Below are 16486 nucleotides of genomic sequence, written 5' to 3'. Positions count from 1 at the left end.
GCGGTTTCCCCTCCCCGGTACCCACGGCAATGTCCCAGGCCGCTCCCAAAGTCGGTTTCGTCAGCCTCGGCTGTCCGAAGGCGCTCGTCGACTCCGAACGCATCCTCACGCAGCTCAAGGTCGAGGGCTACGAGATCGTGCCGAGCTATGACGAGGCCGACGCCGTCGTGGTCAACACCTGTGGCTTCATCGATTCGGCGGTGCAGGAATCGCTGGACGCGATCGGCGAGGCGCTGCACGAGAACGGCAAGGTGATCGTCACCGGCTGCCTCGGCAAGCGTCAGGAGCTGATCCGCGAAAGCTACCCGGACGTGCTGGCGATCAGCGGTCCGCAGGATTACGCGAGCGTGATGAGCGCCGTGCACACGGCGATCCCGCCGACGCGCAACAAGTTCCTCGACCTCGTGCCCGACACGGGCGTCAAGCTCACGCCGAAGCACTACGCATATCTGAAGATTTCGGAAGGCTGCAACCACCGTTGCAGCTTCTGCATCATCCCGTCGATGCGCGGCGATCTCGTCAGCCGCCCGGTCGACCAGGTGCTGATGGAAGCCGAGCGCCTCGTTCGCGGGGGCGTGAAGGAGCTGCTCGTGATCTCGCAGGACACCAGCGCCTACGGCGTCGACGTCCGCTATGCCGAGCACACGTGGCGCGAGAAGGCGTATCGCACGCGCATGACCGAGCTTTGCGAAGGCCTGTCCGAGCTCGGCGCGTGGACGCGCCTGCACTACGTCTACCCGTATCCGCACGTCGACGAGATCATGCCGCTCATGGCGGATGGCAAGATCCTGCCGTATCTCGACATTCCGTTCCAGCACGCGAGCCCGCGCATCCTCAAGCTGATGAAGCGCCCGGGCAACGTCGACAAGACACTCGAGCGCGTGCAGAACTGGCGCCGCCAGGTGCCGGACCTCACGATCCGCAGCACCTTCATCGTCGGCTTCCCCGGCGAGACGGACCAGGAGTTCCAGGAGCTGCTCGATTTCCTCCGTGAAGCCGAGCTCGATCGCGTCGGCGCGTTCGCCTATTCGCCGGTGGACGGTGCGAAGGCGAACGATCTTCCGGGGCAGATCGACGAGGAACTGAAGGAAGATCGCCTCGAGCAGTTCATGGCGGTGCAGGCGGAGATCTCCGCCGCGAAACTGCAGCGCAAGGTCGGGCGCACGATCAAGGTGCTGGTCGACGAGATCGACGCGGATGGCGCATGGGGACGCTCCAGCGCCGACGCGCCGGAAATCGACGGCGCCGTGCGCATCGACGACGGTCAGCTGCTGAAGCCCGGCCAGTTCGTCGACGTGGTCGTCGAAGACGCCGACGCCCACGATCTTTACGGCCGCCTGGCCTGATCCCATGCGCTACGTGGCGCCGACCCGCGAGGCGCTCGACCGGCGCGTCCTCGCGTCGCCGCCGCTGTCGCACTGGTCCGGCTACGCGGCCTTCGTCGAAGGCGACGCGTGGCCGGATGTCCACGCGCTCAACGCCTGCTGGAGTGGCGAGTCGCGCCACCGTTTCGTGACGCAGGACAAGGCGCTGCTTGCCGACGGACTGCATTACGAGGAGCGCATCGCGAAACGCGGCGCGATCGCCACGCGGCCGCGCAACTGGCACGACCTCTTCAATGCGTTCGTGTGGCTGCGGCACGGGCCGATCAAGCGCGCGCTGAACGCGCGGCAGGTCGCCGAAATCGCGATCATGGGTCCGCGCGAGCGGTCGCGTCCGCAATGTGCGCTCACGCATTTCGACGAGGCCGGGATGGTGGTGAGCCTGCGCGATCCGGCGATGCTGGCGGCGTGGGACACCCACGACTGGCATGCGTTGTTCTGGACCTTCCGCGACGCGTGGCTGCGTGGCGACGCGCGCGTGGAGGTGTTCGGCCACGCGCTGCTCGAGCACGCGCTCACGCCGGGCAAGCTTCTCGTCGGCAAGGCGCTCGTGGTGATGGGGCAGGGCGATGCGCTGGCACGATGCGCGGAGGCGATCGGCTCGGGCGCCATTCTCAACGATCCGCTCGAACTGCGGCCGCTGCCGGTGTCGGGCGTTCCCGGCTGGCATCCGGACACCGGCGACGAGGCGTTCTACACCACGGCGCCCTGTTTCCAGCCGCTGCGCGCGGGGCGGGTGTATCCCGCGCCGCTGTAGCGGTGAGGCGAGCACCCATCGCCGATACGATCGGCTCCCACCCCTTCGGTAGGCAAGGCTTTCGGCCGAGCCGGTGGGAGCCGATCGGCCCGGCCCGTCAGACCAGCCCGTGATCCCGCACGTAGTCGCCCAGCAGGCTGTCGTGGTCGACGCCGAGCTTGCGCATCGCGTCGCGCTTCTGCCGGCTGATGGTCTTGACCGACTTGCCCTCGCTGTCGGCAATCTGCTGCAGCGAGCGGCCGGCGACGAACTGGCGGATCACCTCGGTCTCGCGCGGCGACAGCGCGGCGCCGGGCATGGCCTCGGAGACCTCGTCGGCCTCGTTGAGGATGTCGAGCAGGGTCTCGCTGAGGTACGTCTCGCCGTCGACCACGGCGCGTGCCGCGGTGGCCAGTTCGTCCATCGGCGCGCGTTTGTCGACGATGCCCAGCACGCCGCGATTGAGCATCGACTGCAGGGCGGCCGGGCGGTTGATCATCGTCAGCACCACGACCGCGAGGTTCGGATACTGCTTCACGATGGTGTCGAGCAGGGCGAATCCGTCGTCCTGACGGTCGCTCGGCATGAGAAAATCCGTAATGACGACGTCGCACTCGCGATCGGCCAGCAGGGCCAGGAGCTCGTCCGCGGCCTTCGCCTTGCCGACCACGTCGATGTTGGCGTTCTGCAACGCCAGCGCGCCGCCGACGAGAACCAGCGGATGATCGTCGGCCAGAATGACCCTGAGTGCCTTGGATGGCATGCCTCGTGTTCTCCTTACTGCGTTTGCGGACCAGCGTACTCCGCCCGATTATGCCCACGAAGCTTTCCCTTACGAAGCCCACGACGTGATCCGACGCCTCCTGCTGTTAATCCTGACGATCCTCGCGCTGCCCGTCGCGGCCGCGCCTGAGACGCCGCTCCCGCGCGCGGACGTCGAATGGCTTCGTCACCACCCGGTGCTGACCGTCGGGGCCTACCGCGAGGGCTATCCGCCGTTCGAGGAGCTGCGCGACGGGGAACTGGAGGGCCTGGGCCCGGACTACCTGCGCCAGATCGCGGGAGAGCTGGGCGTGACCCTGCAGACGCGGGTCTACGCGACCTGGCCCGAGCTGCTGGCGGGCCTCGCCCGGGGGGAGATCGACGTGGCGACCTCCGTCACGCCGCTGGAGGCCGGGATGCCGGGCATCCGCATCGGCGCCACCTACTTCGAATCCCTGCCATCGCTCGTGGAGCGCGCCGACGCGCCGATCATCCATCGGCCGGGCGATCTGCGCGGCAAGCGTCTCGCCGTGCACACGGGCTACTTCGACCTCGCGGCACTGCGCCGGGAATTGCCGGAAACGACGCTGGTGGAGACCCACTCCACGGCGGACGCCCTCGCCCGCGTGCGCTCTGGCGACGTCACGGCCTACATCGACAACCCGTTTTCGGCGCGCGAGTTCGTCTCGCGCGCGGGTCTGGAGCAGGAACTGCGGGTCGGCGCGCCGCTGGCGCTGCCGATCAGTGCGCTGGCCTTCGCCGTGCCCGCGAACGCCGCGCCGCTCGGCGACGCGATCGACCATGCCCTGCGTGAACTGACGGCCGCCGATCACGGGCGTCTGCGCGCGCGCTGGGTCGGACGCGAGATCGCCCCTCGCCCGCGCGAAACGGACATTCCGCTCAGCGAGAAGGAAAAGGCTTACCTGAAGGCGTTGCCGCCGCTGCGCCTCGGCGTCGACCCGAGCTACGCCCCCTTCAGCCTGCTCTCCGGGCAGGGCGAGGCCGAGGGGCTGGCGCTCGACTACGTGCGCGAGATCGCCGCCGAGCTGGGCTTGCGGCTGACGCAGGTACCCAGCGAGAACTGGTCGGGCACCGTCGAGCGCGTGCGCAAGGGCGACGTCGACCTCGTCGCGGCCATCAACAACCCACAGAGTGCGACATCGCCGTTCCTCGAACCGAGCGTCCCCTACCTCGATTTCCCGATCATGATCGTGACGCGCGAAGGCGCGCCCACCATCGCCGGCAGCGACGATCTGTCGGGCAAGCGGGTGCTCGGCAACGTCACGCGCGAGCCCATCCGCCGCCTGCTCGCGCGCGTTCCGGGTGTGCACGTGATGCCCGTCGATACGGAGTTCGAAGGCATGCGTCGCCTCGCGGCGGGCGAGGGCGACGCGTTCGTCGGCAACCTCGCCTCCGTGGATTACCACATCCGCGAGGCCTTCCTCGGACAGCTGAAGGTCGCCGCGCCGACCGGCGACACCGAAGCCATCGCGATCGGTGTCCGTCGCGACCTCGCGCCGCTGCTGCCGCTGATCAACCGCGTGCTGGTGAACCTCTCCACCCATCGCCAGCAGGAAATCCGCAACACGTGGTTCGCCGCGCACTACGTCGTGGGCCCGACCTGGCGCGAAGTGGCTGGCCGCGTCCTTCCCTTCGTGCTCGTGCTGCTGATTTCGCTCGTGGCGATCAGCTACGCCTATCTCAATCTTCGCCGCGAGACCCGGCGGCGCGAACGCACCGAGCGGCGCCTCGCCGAGGTCACCGCGCACGTGCCAGCCGTCGTCTACGAGGCGGTGCGCGGTACCGATGGCGCCTACACGATGACCTATGTCGGCGGCGATCCGCTGAGCATCCTGGGCCTGGAGCCCGGCACGCTGCTCGCGGGCGACGCGACGATGCTGGCGCCTGTCGCCGACGACGATCGCGAGCGGCTCCGCGACGCGTTCGAGCGCTCGGCGCGCGAGCTCACGCCGCTGCACGTGACCGTGCGGGCGCAGGTCGGCGGGCGCGTGCGTTACCTCAGTTCCGACGCCGTGCCGCTGGCCGCCGCCGACGGCAGCGTGCGCTGGAACGGCTACTGGGTCGACGTGACGACGCAGGAACTCGCCTCGCGTGGCGTCGCGCATGCGCGCGACGAAGCCAAAGCGGCGACACGCGCGAAGAGCGACTTCCTCGCGACGATCAGCCACGAGATCCGCACGCCGATGAACGGCGTGATCGGTCTGCTCGACGTGCTCGAGCGCACGCCGCTCGACGCCCGGCAGCGCAAGATGGTCTCCACCATCGAGCATTCCGCCGAAGCGCTGCTGCACATCCTCGACGACGTGCTCGACTTCTCGAAGATCGAGGCCGGTCACCTCGCGCTCGATCCGCAGCCCGCCGATCCCCGGGCGATCGTCGAGGGGGCGATCGCCATCATGGAGGCGCAGGCGGAGGCGAAGGGCCTGTCGCTGCGCAGCGACATCGACGCGGCGCTCGCGCCGGCCGTGATCGTCGACGACGGCCGCCTGCGCCAGGTGCTGCTCAACCTGCTCGGCAACGCGATCAAGTTCACCGCCTCGGGCGAGGTGCGCGTGGGTGTCCACGTGGACGAGCGACATGGCGGGCGCCAGCGCGTCCGCATCGTGGTCGCCGACACGGGCATCGGCATCCATGCAGCCAAGCTGCGCCACGTCTTCGCGCCGTTCAGCCAGGCCGAATCGTCCACCACGCGCCGCTTCGGCGGCACCGGACTGGGCCTGAGCATCGCGCGGCGCCTGATCGAGCGCATGGGCGGTCATATCGCCATCGAAAGCGAGCCGGGGCGGGGCACGTCGGTGACCGTGACACTGGAGCTTCCCGTGGCCGATGCCGCGAGCGTGCCGCGCCAGCCCGAGGCACTGGACGTGACGCCGCCCGTGCACGCGCCGCACCCGGCGCGCATCCTGCTCGCCGAGGACCATCCGGTGAACCAGGAGCTGGTGCGCGTGCAGCTGGCGATGCGCGGCTTCCAGTGCGACATCGTCGACGACGGCGTCGCCGCGCTGGAAGCCCTGGACGAAAAGGCATACGACCTGCTGCTCGTCGATTGCCACATGCCGCGGATGGACGGCTACGAGCTCGCGCGCGAGGTGCGCCGGCGTGAAGCCGGCACCGGGCGCCATCTGCCGATCGTCGCGATGACGGCGGATGCGCGCGCCGATCAACGCGAGGTCTGCCTCGCCGCCGGCATGGACGACCTCCTGCGCAAGCCCATACGGCTCGACGCGTTCCACCTCGCGCTGACGCGCTGGCTCGCACCGGTGCGCGACGATGTGCCATCCGTCGACATGGAACGCCTGCGCCGCGCGTTCGGCTCCGACGAGAACATCGTCAGCGTGATCGGTGCCGGCGTGGAAGCGACGCGCACGGCGCTGGCGCGATTACCCGAGGTGCTCGATCGCGCCGATGCCGGCGAGGTCGCGGGATGGATCCATCACATCCTCGGCGGTATCAACGTGTTCGGCCATTCGGACGTCGGCGAACGCGGCGAGCGAATGGAACTCGCGCTGCGGGACGGCGGCGAGGTCGATCTCGTGGCGGTGGACGCGTTCGCGGCCGACGTCGCGACGTTCGCGGACGGCCTGGAGCGGCTGTCGCGGAGGATGGCTGCACGATGACGCGGGAGGAGCCCACTCTCACCCGGTCGATGTGGATCAGTACTCGACGGCGACCACGGCGAACCGCGTCCTGCCGCCGGGCAGGTCCGCCTCGAACTCGTCGTCGATGCGCTTCTTCAGTACCGCGCGGGCCATCGGCGAGTCGATGCTGATCCAGCCCTTGCGGGCGTCGGTCTCGTCGGGGCCGACGATGCGATAGCGCACCGTCTCGCCGGATTCGACGTTCTCCAGCTCCATCGTGGCGCCGAAGAACACCGCGTCGCGCTGCGACGGGGCGGCCTCGACCACCTTCAGCACGGGAATGCGCTTGCTCAGGTAGCGCGCGCGGCGATCGATCTCGCCGAGCTGCTTCTTGCGGTACGTGTACTCGGCGTTCTCGGACCGATCACCCTCCGCCGCCGCCGCCGCGAGGGCCTTGACCACCTCGGGCCGCACCGTATGCCACAGATGATCGAGCTCGGCCTTCAGGCGCTCGAATCCTTCGCGCGTGATGATCGCCGTGGAGGAGGGCGATGGCGGACGCCAGCGGCTCATGGTGCCACCGTGCGCGCGCCGTCCAGGCTCGCGAGCAGCGCTTCGACATCCACGCCCAGCGGATGGCCGGGATGTTCGGCCTGGAGACGCCGCGCGATGGCCTTCGCTTCGTCGGCCTGCCCGAGATGGCAGTGCATGCGCGCGGCGAGCAGTCCGTAGTGCGGCGCGCCGATGTCCTGCGGCCACGTGCGCACGTAGCCTTCCGCGAGGTGCAGCGCCAGTCGCGTCATGCCGCCGTGCGCCGCCGTGTCGGCCAGTGGCCCGCAGGTGACGGTCGCGTCGGGCAGGAAGGCCGGATCGATGCCGATGCAATCCTGCACCACCCCGAGGGCGCGGCGCGTTTCGCGCGCGACGACGAGGGCGGCGATCCAGATCTGCCCGTGCACCAGCAGTTCGGGCAGGCGGTCCTGCGCGCGAAGCAGTTCGCGGTAGCGCGCGTGCATCGCGGCGGGCGCGAGACCTTCGCGCAGGCGTTCGGTCAGGATGTCGGTGGCGGCCGGCACGTCGTCGCGCGCGATCAGGTTGGCGTGCGCCAGCAGCGCCTGATCGTCGTCGGGTTCCATGAGCGCCGCGATCTCGACCGAGGCGGGCCGGTACCCGAGCGTTTCGTGCTTGTGGTGGATCAGCGCGCCCATCAGGTGGAAGTTGTACAAGGTGAGGTAATTCGCCACCGCGTAATAGCCCAGCGTACCGAAAAACGTCGGGCCGTGATCGGCCATCGCGTACTGCGCGGCGGCCTGCAGCAGGCTGCTCGCCAGCACCATCGCGAAGAGCATGACATAGCTGGCGCCGAGGCGGCGCACGGCCTCGAACCAGGTGAGCGGATTCAGCGCGGCGCCCACGCCATCGAAGGCGAGCGACATCGTGATCACCGGCAGCACGAACGCGAACAGCAGCGCCACGGCGAGGCCGGGGACGCCGAACAGGATCGGCGCGAGCACGGCGATGGCGTTGCCGGTGAGCTGGATGAGGATCAGCGCGACGCTGGTGCCGTCGCCGCCGTTCACGGCGAGCTCCGGCGGATCGGCGTAGCCGTCTGCCGTGTGCCGAAGGCATTCGAACGCGTAGGTGTACAGCGCGACCCACCCGATGGCGATCACCAGCAGCTTCAGGCCGGTGATGGGAAGGAACGCGATCGCCTCGAACAGCGTGATCGCGCCGATCGTGTAGGGCGCGGCCCCGCGCATCGGATAACGCCAGCCGGTGCGGACGCGCTCGGCGAATGGCGTGGCCGCGTCGGCGAGCTCGTGTCGCGGCATGCTCAGCGCTTTCCGCCGAAGATGCTGCCGAGGATGCCGCGCACGATCTGCTGGCCGACGCGCGAGCCCGCGGTCCGCACCATGGATTTGGCCATCGTCTCGATCATGCCTTGCCGACGTTTCGTGCCGAACACGGCATCGCGCACCACGCCGCCCCAGCCCGCGCCCTCGTCGGCACCCGCGGCGGACCCGCGCCCCGACGGCACGGGAGGCGCGTCGGCCGCATTCTTTTCCGACGCGCGGGCGGCGAGGCGTTCCTCGGCGGATTCGCGGTTGACCGACGTATCGTATTTTCCGCCGACCGGCGATCTCGCGCGGACCGTCGCGCGTTCGTCCGGCGTGATCGCGCCGATGCGGCAGGTCGGCGTGGACACGAGCACCTTCTGCACCGGTGACGGCACGCCGCCATCGCCCAGCGTGGACGCGAGCGCCTCGCCGGTGCCGAGCGTACCGATGGCTTCCGTCACGTCGAGATTCGGATTGCGCGCGAAGGTTTCGGCTGCGGCCTTCACCGCCTTCTGGTCGCGCGGCGTGAACGCGCGCAGCGCGTGCTGCACGCGGTTGCCGAGCTGGCCGAGGATGTCACCGGGCACGTCGTCGGGATTCTGCGAGCAGAAGTAGACGCCGACGCCCTTGGAGCGGATCAGGCGCACCACCTGTTCCACGCGCTGGCGCAGTGCCGCGGGGGCGTCGTCGAACAGCAGGTGCGCTTCGTCGAAGAAGAAGGCCATCTTCGGCACGTCGAGATCGCCCACCTCGGGCAGCTGCTCGAACAGTTCCGAGAGCAGCCAGAGCAGGAAGGTCGAATACAGTCGTGGCTTGAGGATCAACGTGTCGGCCGCCAGCACGCTGATGACGCCGTGGCCGCTCATGTCCTGGCGCATCAGGTCGGCCAGCTCCAGCGCCGGCTCGCCGAAGAAGGCATCGGCGCCGTCCTGCTCCAGCTTCAGCAGCGAGCGCTGTATGGCGGCGACGCTCTGCGGGCTGATCAGGCCGTAGCGCGCGGAGATGTCCTTCGCGTGATCGGCGGCGAAGCCGAGCATGGCGCGAAGGTCCGCCAGGTCGAGCAGGAGCAGACCCTCGTCGTCGGCGACGCGGAAGATCACCTCCATGACGCCCTCCTGGGTGTCGTTGAGCTCGAGGATGCGCGAGAGCAGCGTGGGGCCCATCTCGGACACCGTGGCCCGCACGGGGTGACCGGACTTGCCGTAGATGTCCCAGAAGATCACCGGATTCGCCTGCGGCTTCCAGTCGGCGAGGCCGAGGCGGGCGAGGCGCGCGGCGAGTTTGTCGGACGGCGCGCCGGCCGCCTGGGAGAGGCCGGCGAGGTCGCCCTTGGCGTCGGCGAGGAAACACGGCACGCCGAGCCGCGAGAAGCCTTCGGCCAGCAGCATCAGGCTGACCGATTTTCCGGTGCCGGTGGCCCCCGCGATCATGCCGTGCCGGTTTCCGTAGCGGGCATCGAGTTCGACGGCCGTCTCTTCGTTGCGTCCCACGAGGATGCTCGCCATGAGTTTTCGTCCTTAAGAAAATGCTGAACAAGTCTACGCAACGGCTCGCCGTTGCGGGAGTTTTTTCGCCGCGCCGCTTGAGTCCACAGGCCCCCGGCGGTAACGTGGCCCGCATTGCCCGACCCCGAGTAAGTTCATGCCCGTCCGCGTCCCGCGTTCCCTTCTTCTCCTGCCCCTGGCGATCCTCGCGGGTTGCGCTTCCTCCGGTGGTTCGCCCCGGCCCGGAAAGGCCACGCCGGAGGTGAATGCCTTGTACGACCGGATGAACCAGGCGAGCAAGGGGTACGAGGCCTCCATCGACCAGGCCCGCCGGGGCGATACGCCCGCGGCGGACCGCAGCCGCAAGCAGGCGCTCGATCAACTAAAGGATGCCTCGGCCCGTTGCGCGCTGACACCCGGCTGCGACCAGCAGCGCTTCGCCGCCGTGTTCGATCGCCTCCTGCGTCTGAAGGACGGCAGCTTCATCGAGGGCGAGGATTCCGACGACACGGAGCAGGGCGCCGAAGTGGGTGCGCAGCCCGGCGACGCGCAGGGTTCGGTGGTGCTGGGTGCTCTGCCGCAGGCGCAGCGCAGCGTCACGATGCTCAAGGGCCAGCAGTTCTCCGACCTCATGGTGATGAACGGTCCGGTCAAGGCCGCGCTCGAGATGTGGCTGACGCAGCTGCGCCCGAACCTCATGGACGCCTACGTCAACTACCAGATGATGCGCTACAAGATGTGGCCGGCGTACAAGAAGGCCGACCTGCCCGAGGCGCTGCTCTTCGGCATCATGGCGAAGGAGTCCGGCGGCAAGGTGCACGCGGTATCGCGTTCCGGCGCGTCGGGCCCGCTCCAGTTCATGTACGCGACCGGCCTGCGCTTCGGTCTGTCCAATTCGGACGGCTTCGACCAGCGCTTCGATCCCACGATGGCAGCGCAGGCGAACGCCGAATACATCGACGAACAGCTCGGCGCCTTCAACAACAACCTCGAACTCACGCTCGCCGCGTACAACGGCGGCGAGGGCCGCATGCGCCGGATCGCGGCGACCAGTCCGGGTGCGAGCTTCTACGATCCGCAGATCTACGGGCAGATGTCGGCCGAGACGCGCGACTATGTCCCGATGGTGCTGGCGGCCGCCTGGCTGTTCCTGCATCCGGACAGCTATCACCTGACCTGGCCCAAGGTGGACGGCGAAGCCGGCCAGATCGTGCTGAAGCGGCCCGCGTCGCTCAGCGAGCTGACGGTGTGCCTGGGTTCCGCGCAGGGCATGCCCCAGGGCTGGTTCCGTACGCTTCGGAACCTCAATCCGCGGCTCGACCCGCAGGTGACGCAACCCGTGGGCGCGCGGCTGGAAGTGCCCAAGCAACTCGAAAAGGCGTATGCCACCAGCTGCACGGACGGCCCCTGGCCGATCCTCGCCAGCGATCTGCACAACGCGGTGAAGATCGTCGCACCGCCGCCGCCGGCGTCGACCTCGGCCGCGCTGGCCAACGGGTCGCCGTCGCCGGCCGCGAAACCGTCGTCGAGCGCGTCGAAGAGCTACACGGTTCGCCGCGGCGACACGCTCGTCAGCATCGCGCGCAAGAGCAATTGCGCCGACGTCGAGGACATCGCCCGCATGAACGGCCTCAAGGGCCACCAGCTCAAGGTGGGGCAGGCACTGCGCGTGCCCGTGTGTCGCTAGGAGGCGTTACGCCACCGCCTGCGGTTGGCTCATCCACGCGGCGGCGGGGTCACGTCGTTCCGCCGCCGAGAGCTCCTTGATCTGGCGCATCAGGCGCAGGATCTGCCGGTGCAGGTCTTCCATGCCCGGACGACGCGCATCCAGCGTCTCGTGATAGACGGACGCGATCCACAGCGCGACGCCGCGCGTGGCGATCAGCGGGTTGTCGGAGCGTGCCTTACCCAGCCCGATATCGGGGCCATGGCCATAGGTGCTGTAGCGTTCTTCCGGCGGGGTGCCGTAGAGGTGGGGGAAATCGCAGGCGGCGGCCTGCTCCATCTCCCGGCGGACCAGCTGCTGCAGATCGGCATGGGCGCGCACGGGCAGTGCGAGCACGACGCGTTCAATGTCGGCGAGCTGCCGGCGGAGGCGGATTTCGCGGTTGACGGCGATGAGATGACTGACCAGACGCATGGACGACTTCCCCTAGTACGGATGCTTCGATCGGACCGATCGCCTTTCCCCGGAGGCGATGGTCGACGAAGAATACGCTGGCCATGCGTCAAATGTAAGACGTTTTCGTCACATTGTGACGCGGGCGGTCAGTCCCTCAGGCCTCGCCAGCCCAGCGTCCGAGCCGCTGGCCGACGACAACCTGTTGTTGCGGTTGAAGTTCGTCCAGTTCGTAGCCCTCCGGCAGGAGCAGGATCACGGTCGAGCCCATGTTGAAGCGGGCCATCTCGCCGAAGCGTTCGAGGCGGACGCCGCGGCCCCGGCAGTCGTTGCGACGGATCTCATGGGCGTAGGGCGGAATCGCCAGCCCGTCCCACACGGTGGCCACGCTGGACACCAGGATGGCGCCGACCATCACCGACACGAACGGGCCATGCGCACCGTCGAAGTGGCAGACGAGGCGCTCGTTGCGTGCGAACAGGCGCGGGATCGCCTCGACGGCGAAGGGGGCGACGCTGAAGATGCGGCCGGGCACGTGCGTCGTGCCCGTGAGCTCGCCTTCCAGCGGCATGTGCACGCGGTGGTAATCGCGCGGCGACAGGTAAATCGTGACGAAGCTGCCGTTGCGGAAGGGTGCCGCCGCGGCCTCGTCCCCGAGCAGCTCGGCGGCGGTGTATTCCTGGCCCTTGGCCTGGAAGATGCGGCCGTCGCGGATGCGCCCCGATTGGCTGATCCGGCCATCCGCCGGTGAAACGATCGCCTGCGGGTCCGGGTCCGCGCGCCGCGCATCGGGCTTCAGCTTGCGGGTGAAGAACGCGTTGAAGTGCTGGTAGGCGAACGGATCCGGCTGCGCGGCCTGGCTCATGTCCACGTCGTAGCGCTTGACGATCTCCCCGATGAGGAAGTTCTTCCATGGGGCCCATTCCCAGCGCGTCGCCTGGTAGACGATGCGGGAAAGGAAGCGGTGGGGGAGGATGTACTGCAGCAGGACGTTGGGCTTCATGCGCGGGAGTATAGGGGAGCGCGCCCGATCCACCACCCTCGCACCCGATCGCCCGACATAACCATTCCTCCACGCCCGCTTAATGGTTCGCGCGCGATAACCGCGCCGGGACGACCCGTTCGCTGCGCAACGGGCCGATGCCGCGCAGCGGCCACGAGGGCCGGGGCGTGGGCGAGCAGCCGGGAGCCTGCGGCCGTATCTGGACGTACCACGCGCGCCAGAACCACCGGATACCGGTGGTCGCGACGGGGTAGACGACATGGAATCGTGGCACGCGGCAGCACGCTCCTCGCGGGGCGGTATCGGGATGCATCGCGTTCTCTCCGCCGGCATCGCGCTGGCGCTCCTCGGCACTCCGGTCGACGCCAGCGCGCAGACCGTCACGTTGCCGGCATACAACCCGGTCGACAACGACGCGAAGGTCGGCCAGACGGTCGTCGACCCCGGCGGAGCCGTCACGCTCAGCGGTAACCAGCAGTTCGTAGCCGGCGTCGCGGGCGGGCAGGAGACGACCCTCGGCGCCCTCGACGCGCTGGGTCGGATCCAGTCCGGCAAGGAATGGATCGGAGTGGCGCGGCTCAATCCCGGCACGCAGAACTTCGGCGTGAGCGTGCCCGACCCGATCACGGGTGGACGGCGTGTCGTGTCGGCCTACAACTCCGCGAACCTCGTGCCGCTCGCCGCCTATACGTACGAAAACACCGTTCCCGACACGGTGAACGTCAACGACCAGCAATACCTCGACGCGCGCATCGGAACGGTGACATCGGCGGGTGGCCGCCTGAACGTCGCCATCGGGCAGCCCGGCGCCGAAAGCGGGGCGTCGACCAACGCGTGGACGATGGCGGCGAAGCAGAGTTCGCTGTTCTTCGCGGACGGAACGGGCGGCGCGGCCAGCGACATCGAGTGGACCTCCAGCAACCGCATCATCTTCATCGGCCAGGTCGCCGAGCCCAGCGTGCCGCAGACGTTCGGCGTCACGTTCGTCTCGCATTACGGCGGCACGTTCGCCGTCACCACCACCGACGGCGCCAGTACGACGCACACGGTGACCAACGACGCGGAACTGCGCGCGTACAACGATTTCCTCATCGCGCAGATGCAGGCGGGCAACCTCGATCCCGTCCGTTACGGCGCGCTTTTCGCCCTCGGGTACACGTCGACGACCGAGCAGATCGTCTATGGCATCACCGCGGACAGTCCGCCCGACGAAGTCGCGCAGCCGATCGGCAATCGCATCGCGATGCACCTCGTCGGATCGAACGCCCACGGGCACGTCGCGGCCGGCGCGATGCTGGAGGTGCAGAACGCGAACAACGGCGCGGTACGCGCGGAGGGTGGGGCGAGCGCCGTGATCGACGGCACGCTGGCCACGGTGCACGCCACCGGCGACGGCACCGCGCTCCTGCTGACCGGTGGCAGCACGGGCACCAACAACGGCGTCATCAACGGCAACTTCTTCCGTAACGCGGCGGGGCTGATCATCAACGGACAGGTCGGCTCGAACGTCGTCGACGTCGTCGCCGGCAGCACGTTCGACAATCCGGGGATACTGAACCTCGCCACCGGCGCGACGAACGGCGCCGGCAAGTCGACGGGCATCCGGGTGGGGGCGGGGAGCGTCGCCACGAACGCGGGCATCGTCAACGTGGGCGTCACCGGCTCGCGTTCGAACGGTTCGATGGACGGCGTCTATATCAACGACGCGACCGCGCGCTTCACCAACGCGGCCACGGGCACCATCTACATCGGCCGAGGTCCGCAGACCGATCCCGCCGCGCCGTCGTTCGACATCGCCGTGAACCAGGGCACGCTCACGACCGGCATCAACGTGCCCGTCGCGGGCAACGTCACCAACCTCGGCCGCGTCGCGATCGGCTCGCTCACGCAGAACGCGGCGGGCATCCTCGTGACGTCGCCGACCGCCGTCGTGAACAACGCGGGGATCATCGACGTCGGCGGGCGCGCCGCGGCGGTGCCGCGCGAGAACGTCGGACTGCTCGTCCAGAACGGTGGCGCGGCGGGCGGCGTCACCCACAGCGGCACGATCAACCTGTCCGGTGTCAACGGCACCGGCATCAAGGCGCTGTCGACGGCCGGCGTCGCCTCGCTCGTGTCGTCGACGGGCATCATCAACGTCGCCGGCGGTGCGGATCCCGCGAGCGGCACGCGCAACTACGGCGTCTGGGCCGAGGGACAGGGCGCGGCGACGGCGCGAGCCGATGTGCGCGGCGCGGTGAACCTGCTGGGCGACGGGGCCATCGGCATCCACGCGCGGGGTCGCGCGACGGTCGACGTCGCGGCCGGCGCGGCCCCGGCGTTCGCGTCGGGCACGCGGCAGATCGGGTTCTTCGCCTTTGGCAACGACGCGCACATCAACGTCAACGGCGGCTCCACCCTCGACGTGTCCACCGCGCAGTCGACGTTGTTCCGGCTGGATACGGGCGCCGATTTCGACGGCACGGGCCTGACCATGCGCGCGTCCGGCGCGCAGTCCATCGGGATACTCGGCAGCGGCACCGGCTCGGTGCTCAACACGAAGAACGCGGTGATCACCGTATCGGGCGCCGCCGCGCAAGGCGTGATCGCGGAGGGCGGCGCCAACGCGACGATCGATGCCGCCACCACGATGTCGCTGACCGGTGCGGGAGCGATCGCCGGCATCGCGGATGGGCAGAAGCACGCGTTGACGGGCGCCGCGACGGGCTCGCCGCTGGCGTCGACGTCGCTGACGAGTCTCGCGGCGCTCGAAGCGTCGCAGGCCGGCGTCACCGGCTACATCGCACGTAACGGCGCGGCGCTGTCGAACGCCGGCACCCTGACGTTCACCGGCGCGAACGCCACGGGCTTCATCGTGGAAACCGGCGCGCGCGCGACGAACAGCGCGACCGTCGATCTCTCCGGGCCCGCCGCGACGGGCGCGCTGCTGCGCTCGGGCGGCACGTTCGCGAACGACGGTTCGATCCACGTGGGCAGCGGCACCGGCGTCCGCGTCGAGGGCGCCGGAACGCAGCGCCTGAATCCGGCCGGCTCCATCGCCGTGGACGACGGCGTCGCGGGCGTGCAACTGCTGGACGGGGCGGGCCTGCTGTTGGGCGCGGGCGATTCGGCGATCGTCACGCGAGGCGGCGCGCACGGCGTGCTCCTCGATACCGGGGCCGCGTCGCTATCGGCCAACGGCACGTCGATCGCGACGCTGGGCTCGGGCAGCGCGATCGAGAACGCCGCGGAGATCGCCGCGATCACGCTGAGGGGCGCCACCCTGCGCGTCGGTGACGGCGCGGGATTGCGCACGGCGACGGCGATCGATCCCGCGTCGACGGCGACGGTGGATCGAGGGCAGGGGAACCGGCTACGCGTTCCGACGGGCGGACGGGGGCGTGGCCGGTGGCGACCTCACCGTCGGTCAGGGATTCGTCATCCATGGCAATGGCCCCGGCGCGACGGGTATCCAGGCACTCACTACCGGTGCCGTGGTCTCGGCGGCCGCCGTCGACGTCCGTGACGCCGCGGGTGGCTCCGCGCTCGTCGCCGGCACGGCATCGTCCGCGACGAACGGCGGC

Annotated in this window: 11 protein-coding genes; 5 read left to right on the top strand and 6 right to left on the bottom strand. The window is 69.2% G+C overall.

The window, feature by feature from the left end; all coding sequences use genetic code 11:
* The first annotated feature begins 29 nt into the window (after positions 1–29).
* Positions 30–1346 carry a 30S ribosomal protein S12 methylthiotransferase RimO gene (gene rimO / locus BMY69_RS05385; protein ID WP_090175863.1) on the top strand — a complete coding sequence of 439 codons (1317 nt, stop codon included), beginning with the start codon at positions 30–32 and terminating at the stop codon, positions 1344–1346.
* Positions 1347–1350: 4 nt separating this feature from the next.
* Positions 1351–2139 carry a DUF3025 domain-containing protein gene (locus BMY69_RS05380; protein ID WP_090175861.1) on the top strand — a complete coding sequence of 263 codons (789 nt, stop codon included), beginning with the start codon at positions 1351–1353 and terminating at the stop codon, positions 2137–2139.
* Between the two features lie 97 nt (positions 2140–2236).
* Here BMY69_RS05380 and BMY69_RS19245 read toward each other — a convergent pair whose 3' ends face one another.
* Entirely contained in the window at positions 2237–2881 is a 645-nt protein-coding gene (locus BMY69_RS19245) for a response regulator (RefSeq protein ID WP_090052789.1), read from the bottom strand.
* A gap of 85 nt (positions 2882–2966) precedes the next feature.
* Between BMY69_RS19245 and BMY69_RS05370 the strand changes: the two genes are divergently transcribed.
* Positions 2967–6518: an ATP-binding protein gene (locus BMY69_RS05370; protein WP_177191082.1), complete on the top strand. Its 3552-nt coding sequence runs from the start codon at positions 2967–2969 to the stop codon at positions 6516–6518.
* 36 nt (positions 6519–6554) lie between these two features.
* Here BMY69_RS05370 and greB read toward each other — a convergent pair whose 3' ends face one another.
* The 3 genes from greB to BMY69_RS05355 are packed head-to-tail and all read right to left on the bottom strand — an operon-like array spanning position 6555 to position 9822.
* Positions 6555–7052 (bottom strand): transcription elongation factor GreB, encoded by a 498-nt coding sequence (gene greB / locus BMY69_RS05365; protein WP_090052793.1) that lies wholly within the window; start codon positions 7050–7052, stop codon positions 6555–6557.
* Complete coding sequence (locus BMY69_RS05360; protein ID WP_090175857.1) at positions 7049–8311, bottom strand: DUF4013 domain-containing protein; 1263 nt, start codon at positions 8309–8311, stop codon at positions 7049–7051. The genes greB and BMY69_RS05360 overlap by 4 nt, the downstream gene beginning before the upstream one ends.
* Before the next feature lie 2 nt (positions 8312–8313).
* A complete protein-coding gene (locus BMY69_RS05355) occupies positions 8314–9822 on the bottom strand; it encodes a helicase HerA-like domain-containing protein (protein ID WP_090175855.1) in 1509 nt (502 codons plus the stop codon).
* Between the two features lie 136 nt (positions 9823–9958).
* On the opposite strand from BMY69_RS05355, the gene BMY69_RS05350 reads away from it, so the two are divergent.
* Complete coding sequence (locus BMY69_RS05350) at positions 9959–11488, top strand: transglycosylase SLT domain-containing protein (protein WP_090175854.1); 1530 nt, start codon at positions 9959–9961, stop codon at positions 11486–11488.
* Positions 11489–11494: 6 nt separating this feature from the next.
* Here the strand turns inward: BMY69_RS05350 and BMY69_RS05345 are convergent, their stop codons facing one another.
* Entirely contained in the window at positions 11495–11941 is a 447-nt protein-coding gene (locus tag BMY69_RS05345; protein ID WP_175472740.1) for a hypothetical protein, read from the bottom strand.
* 136 nt (positions 11942–12077) lie between these two features.
* Entirely contained in the window at positions 12078–12923 is an 846-nt protein-coding gene (gene asd, locus BMY69_RS05340) for an archaetidylserine decarboxylase (protein WP_090175852.1), read from the bottom strand.
* A 307-nt stretch (positions 12924–13230) separates the two neighbouring features.
* Here asd and BMY69_RS19845 point away from each other — a divergent pair, with 307 nt between their 5' ends.
* Positions 13231–16428, top strand: coding sequence for a beta strand repeat-containing protein (locus BMY69_RS19845; protein ID WP_255364469.1), 3198 nt, complete (start codon positions 13231–13233; stop codon positions 16426–16428).
* Positions 16429–16486 lie beyond the last annotated feature (58 nt).

Origin of the sequence: Luteibacter sp. UNC138MFCol5.1, from assembly GCF_900110505.1 — a bacterium.
Lineage (GTDB): Bacteria > Pseudomonadota > Gammaproteobacteria > Xanthomonadales > Rhodanobacteraceae > Luteibacter.
Note: the sequence above shows the minus strand (reverse complement) of the source record. Positions and strands in the feature narration are given on the sequence as shown.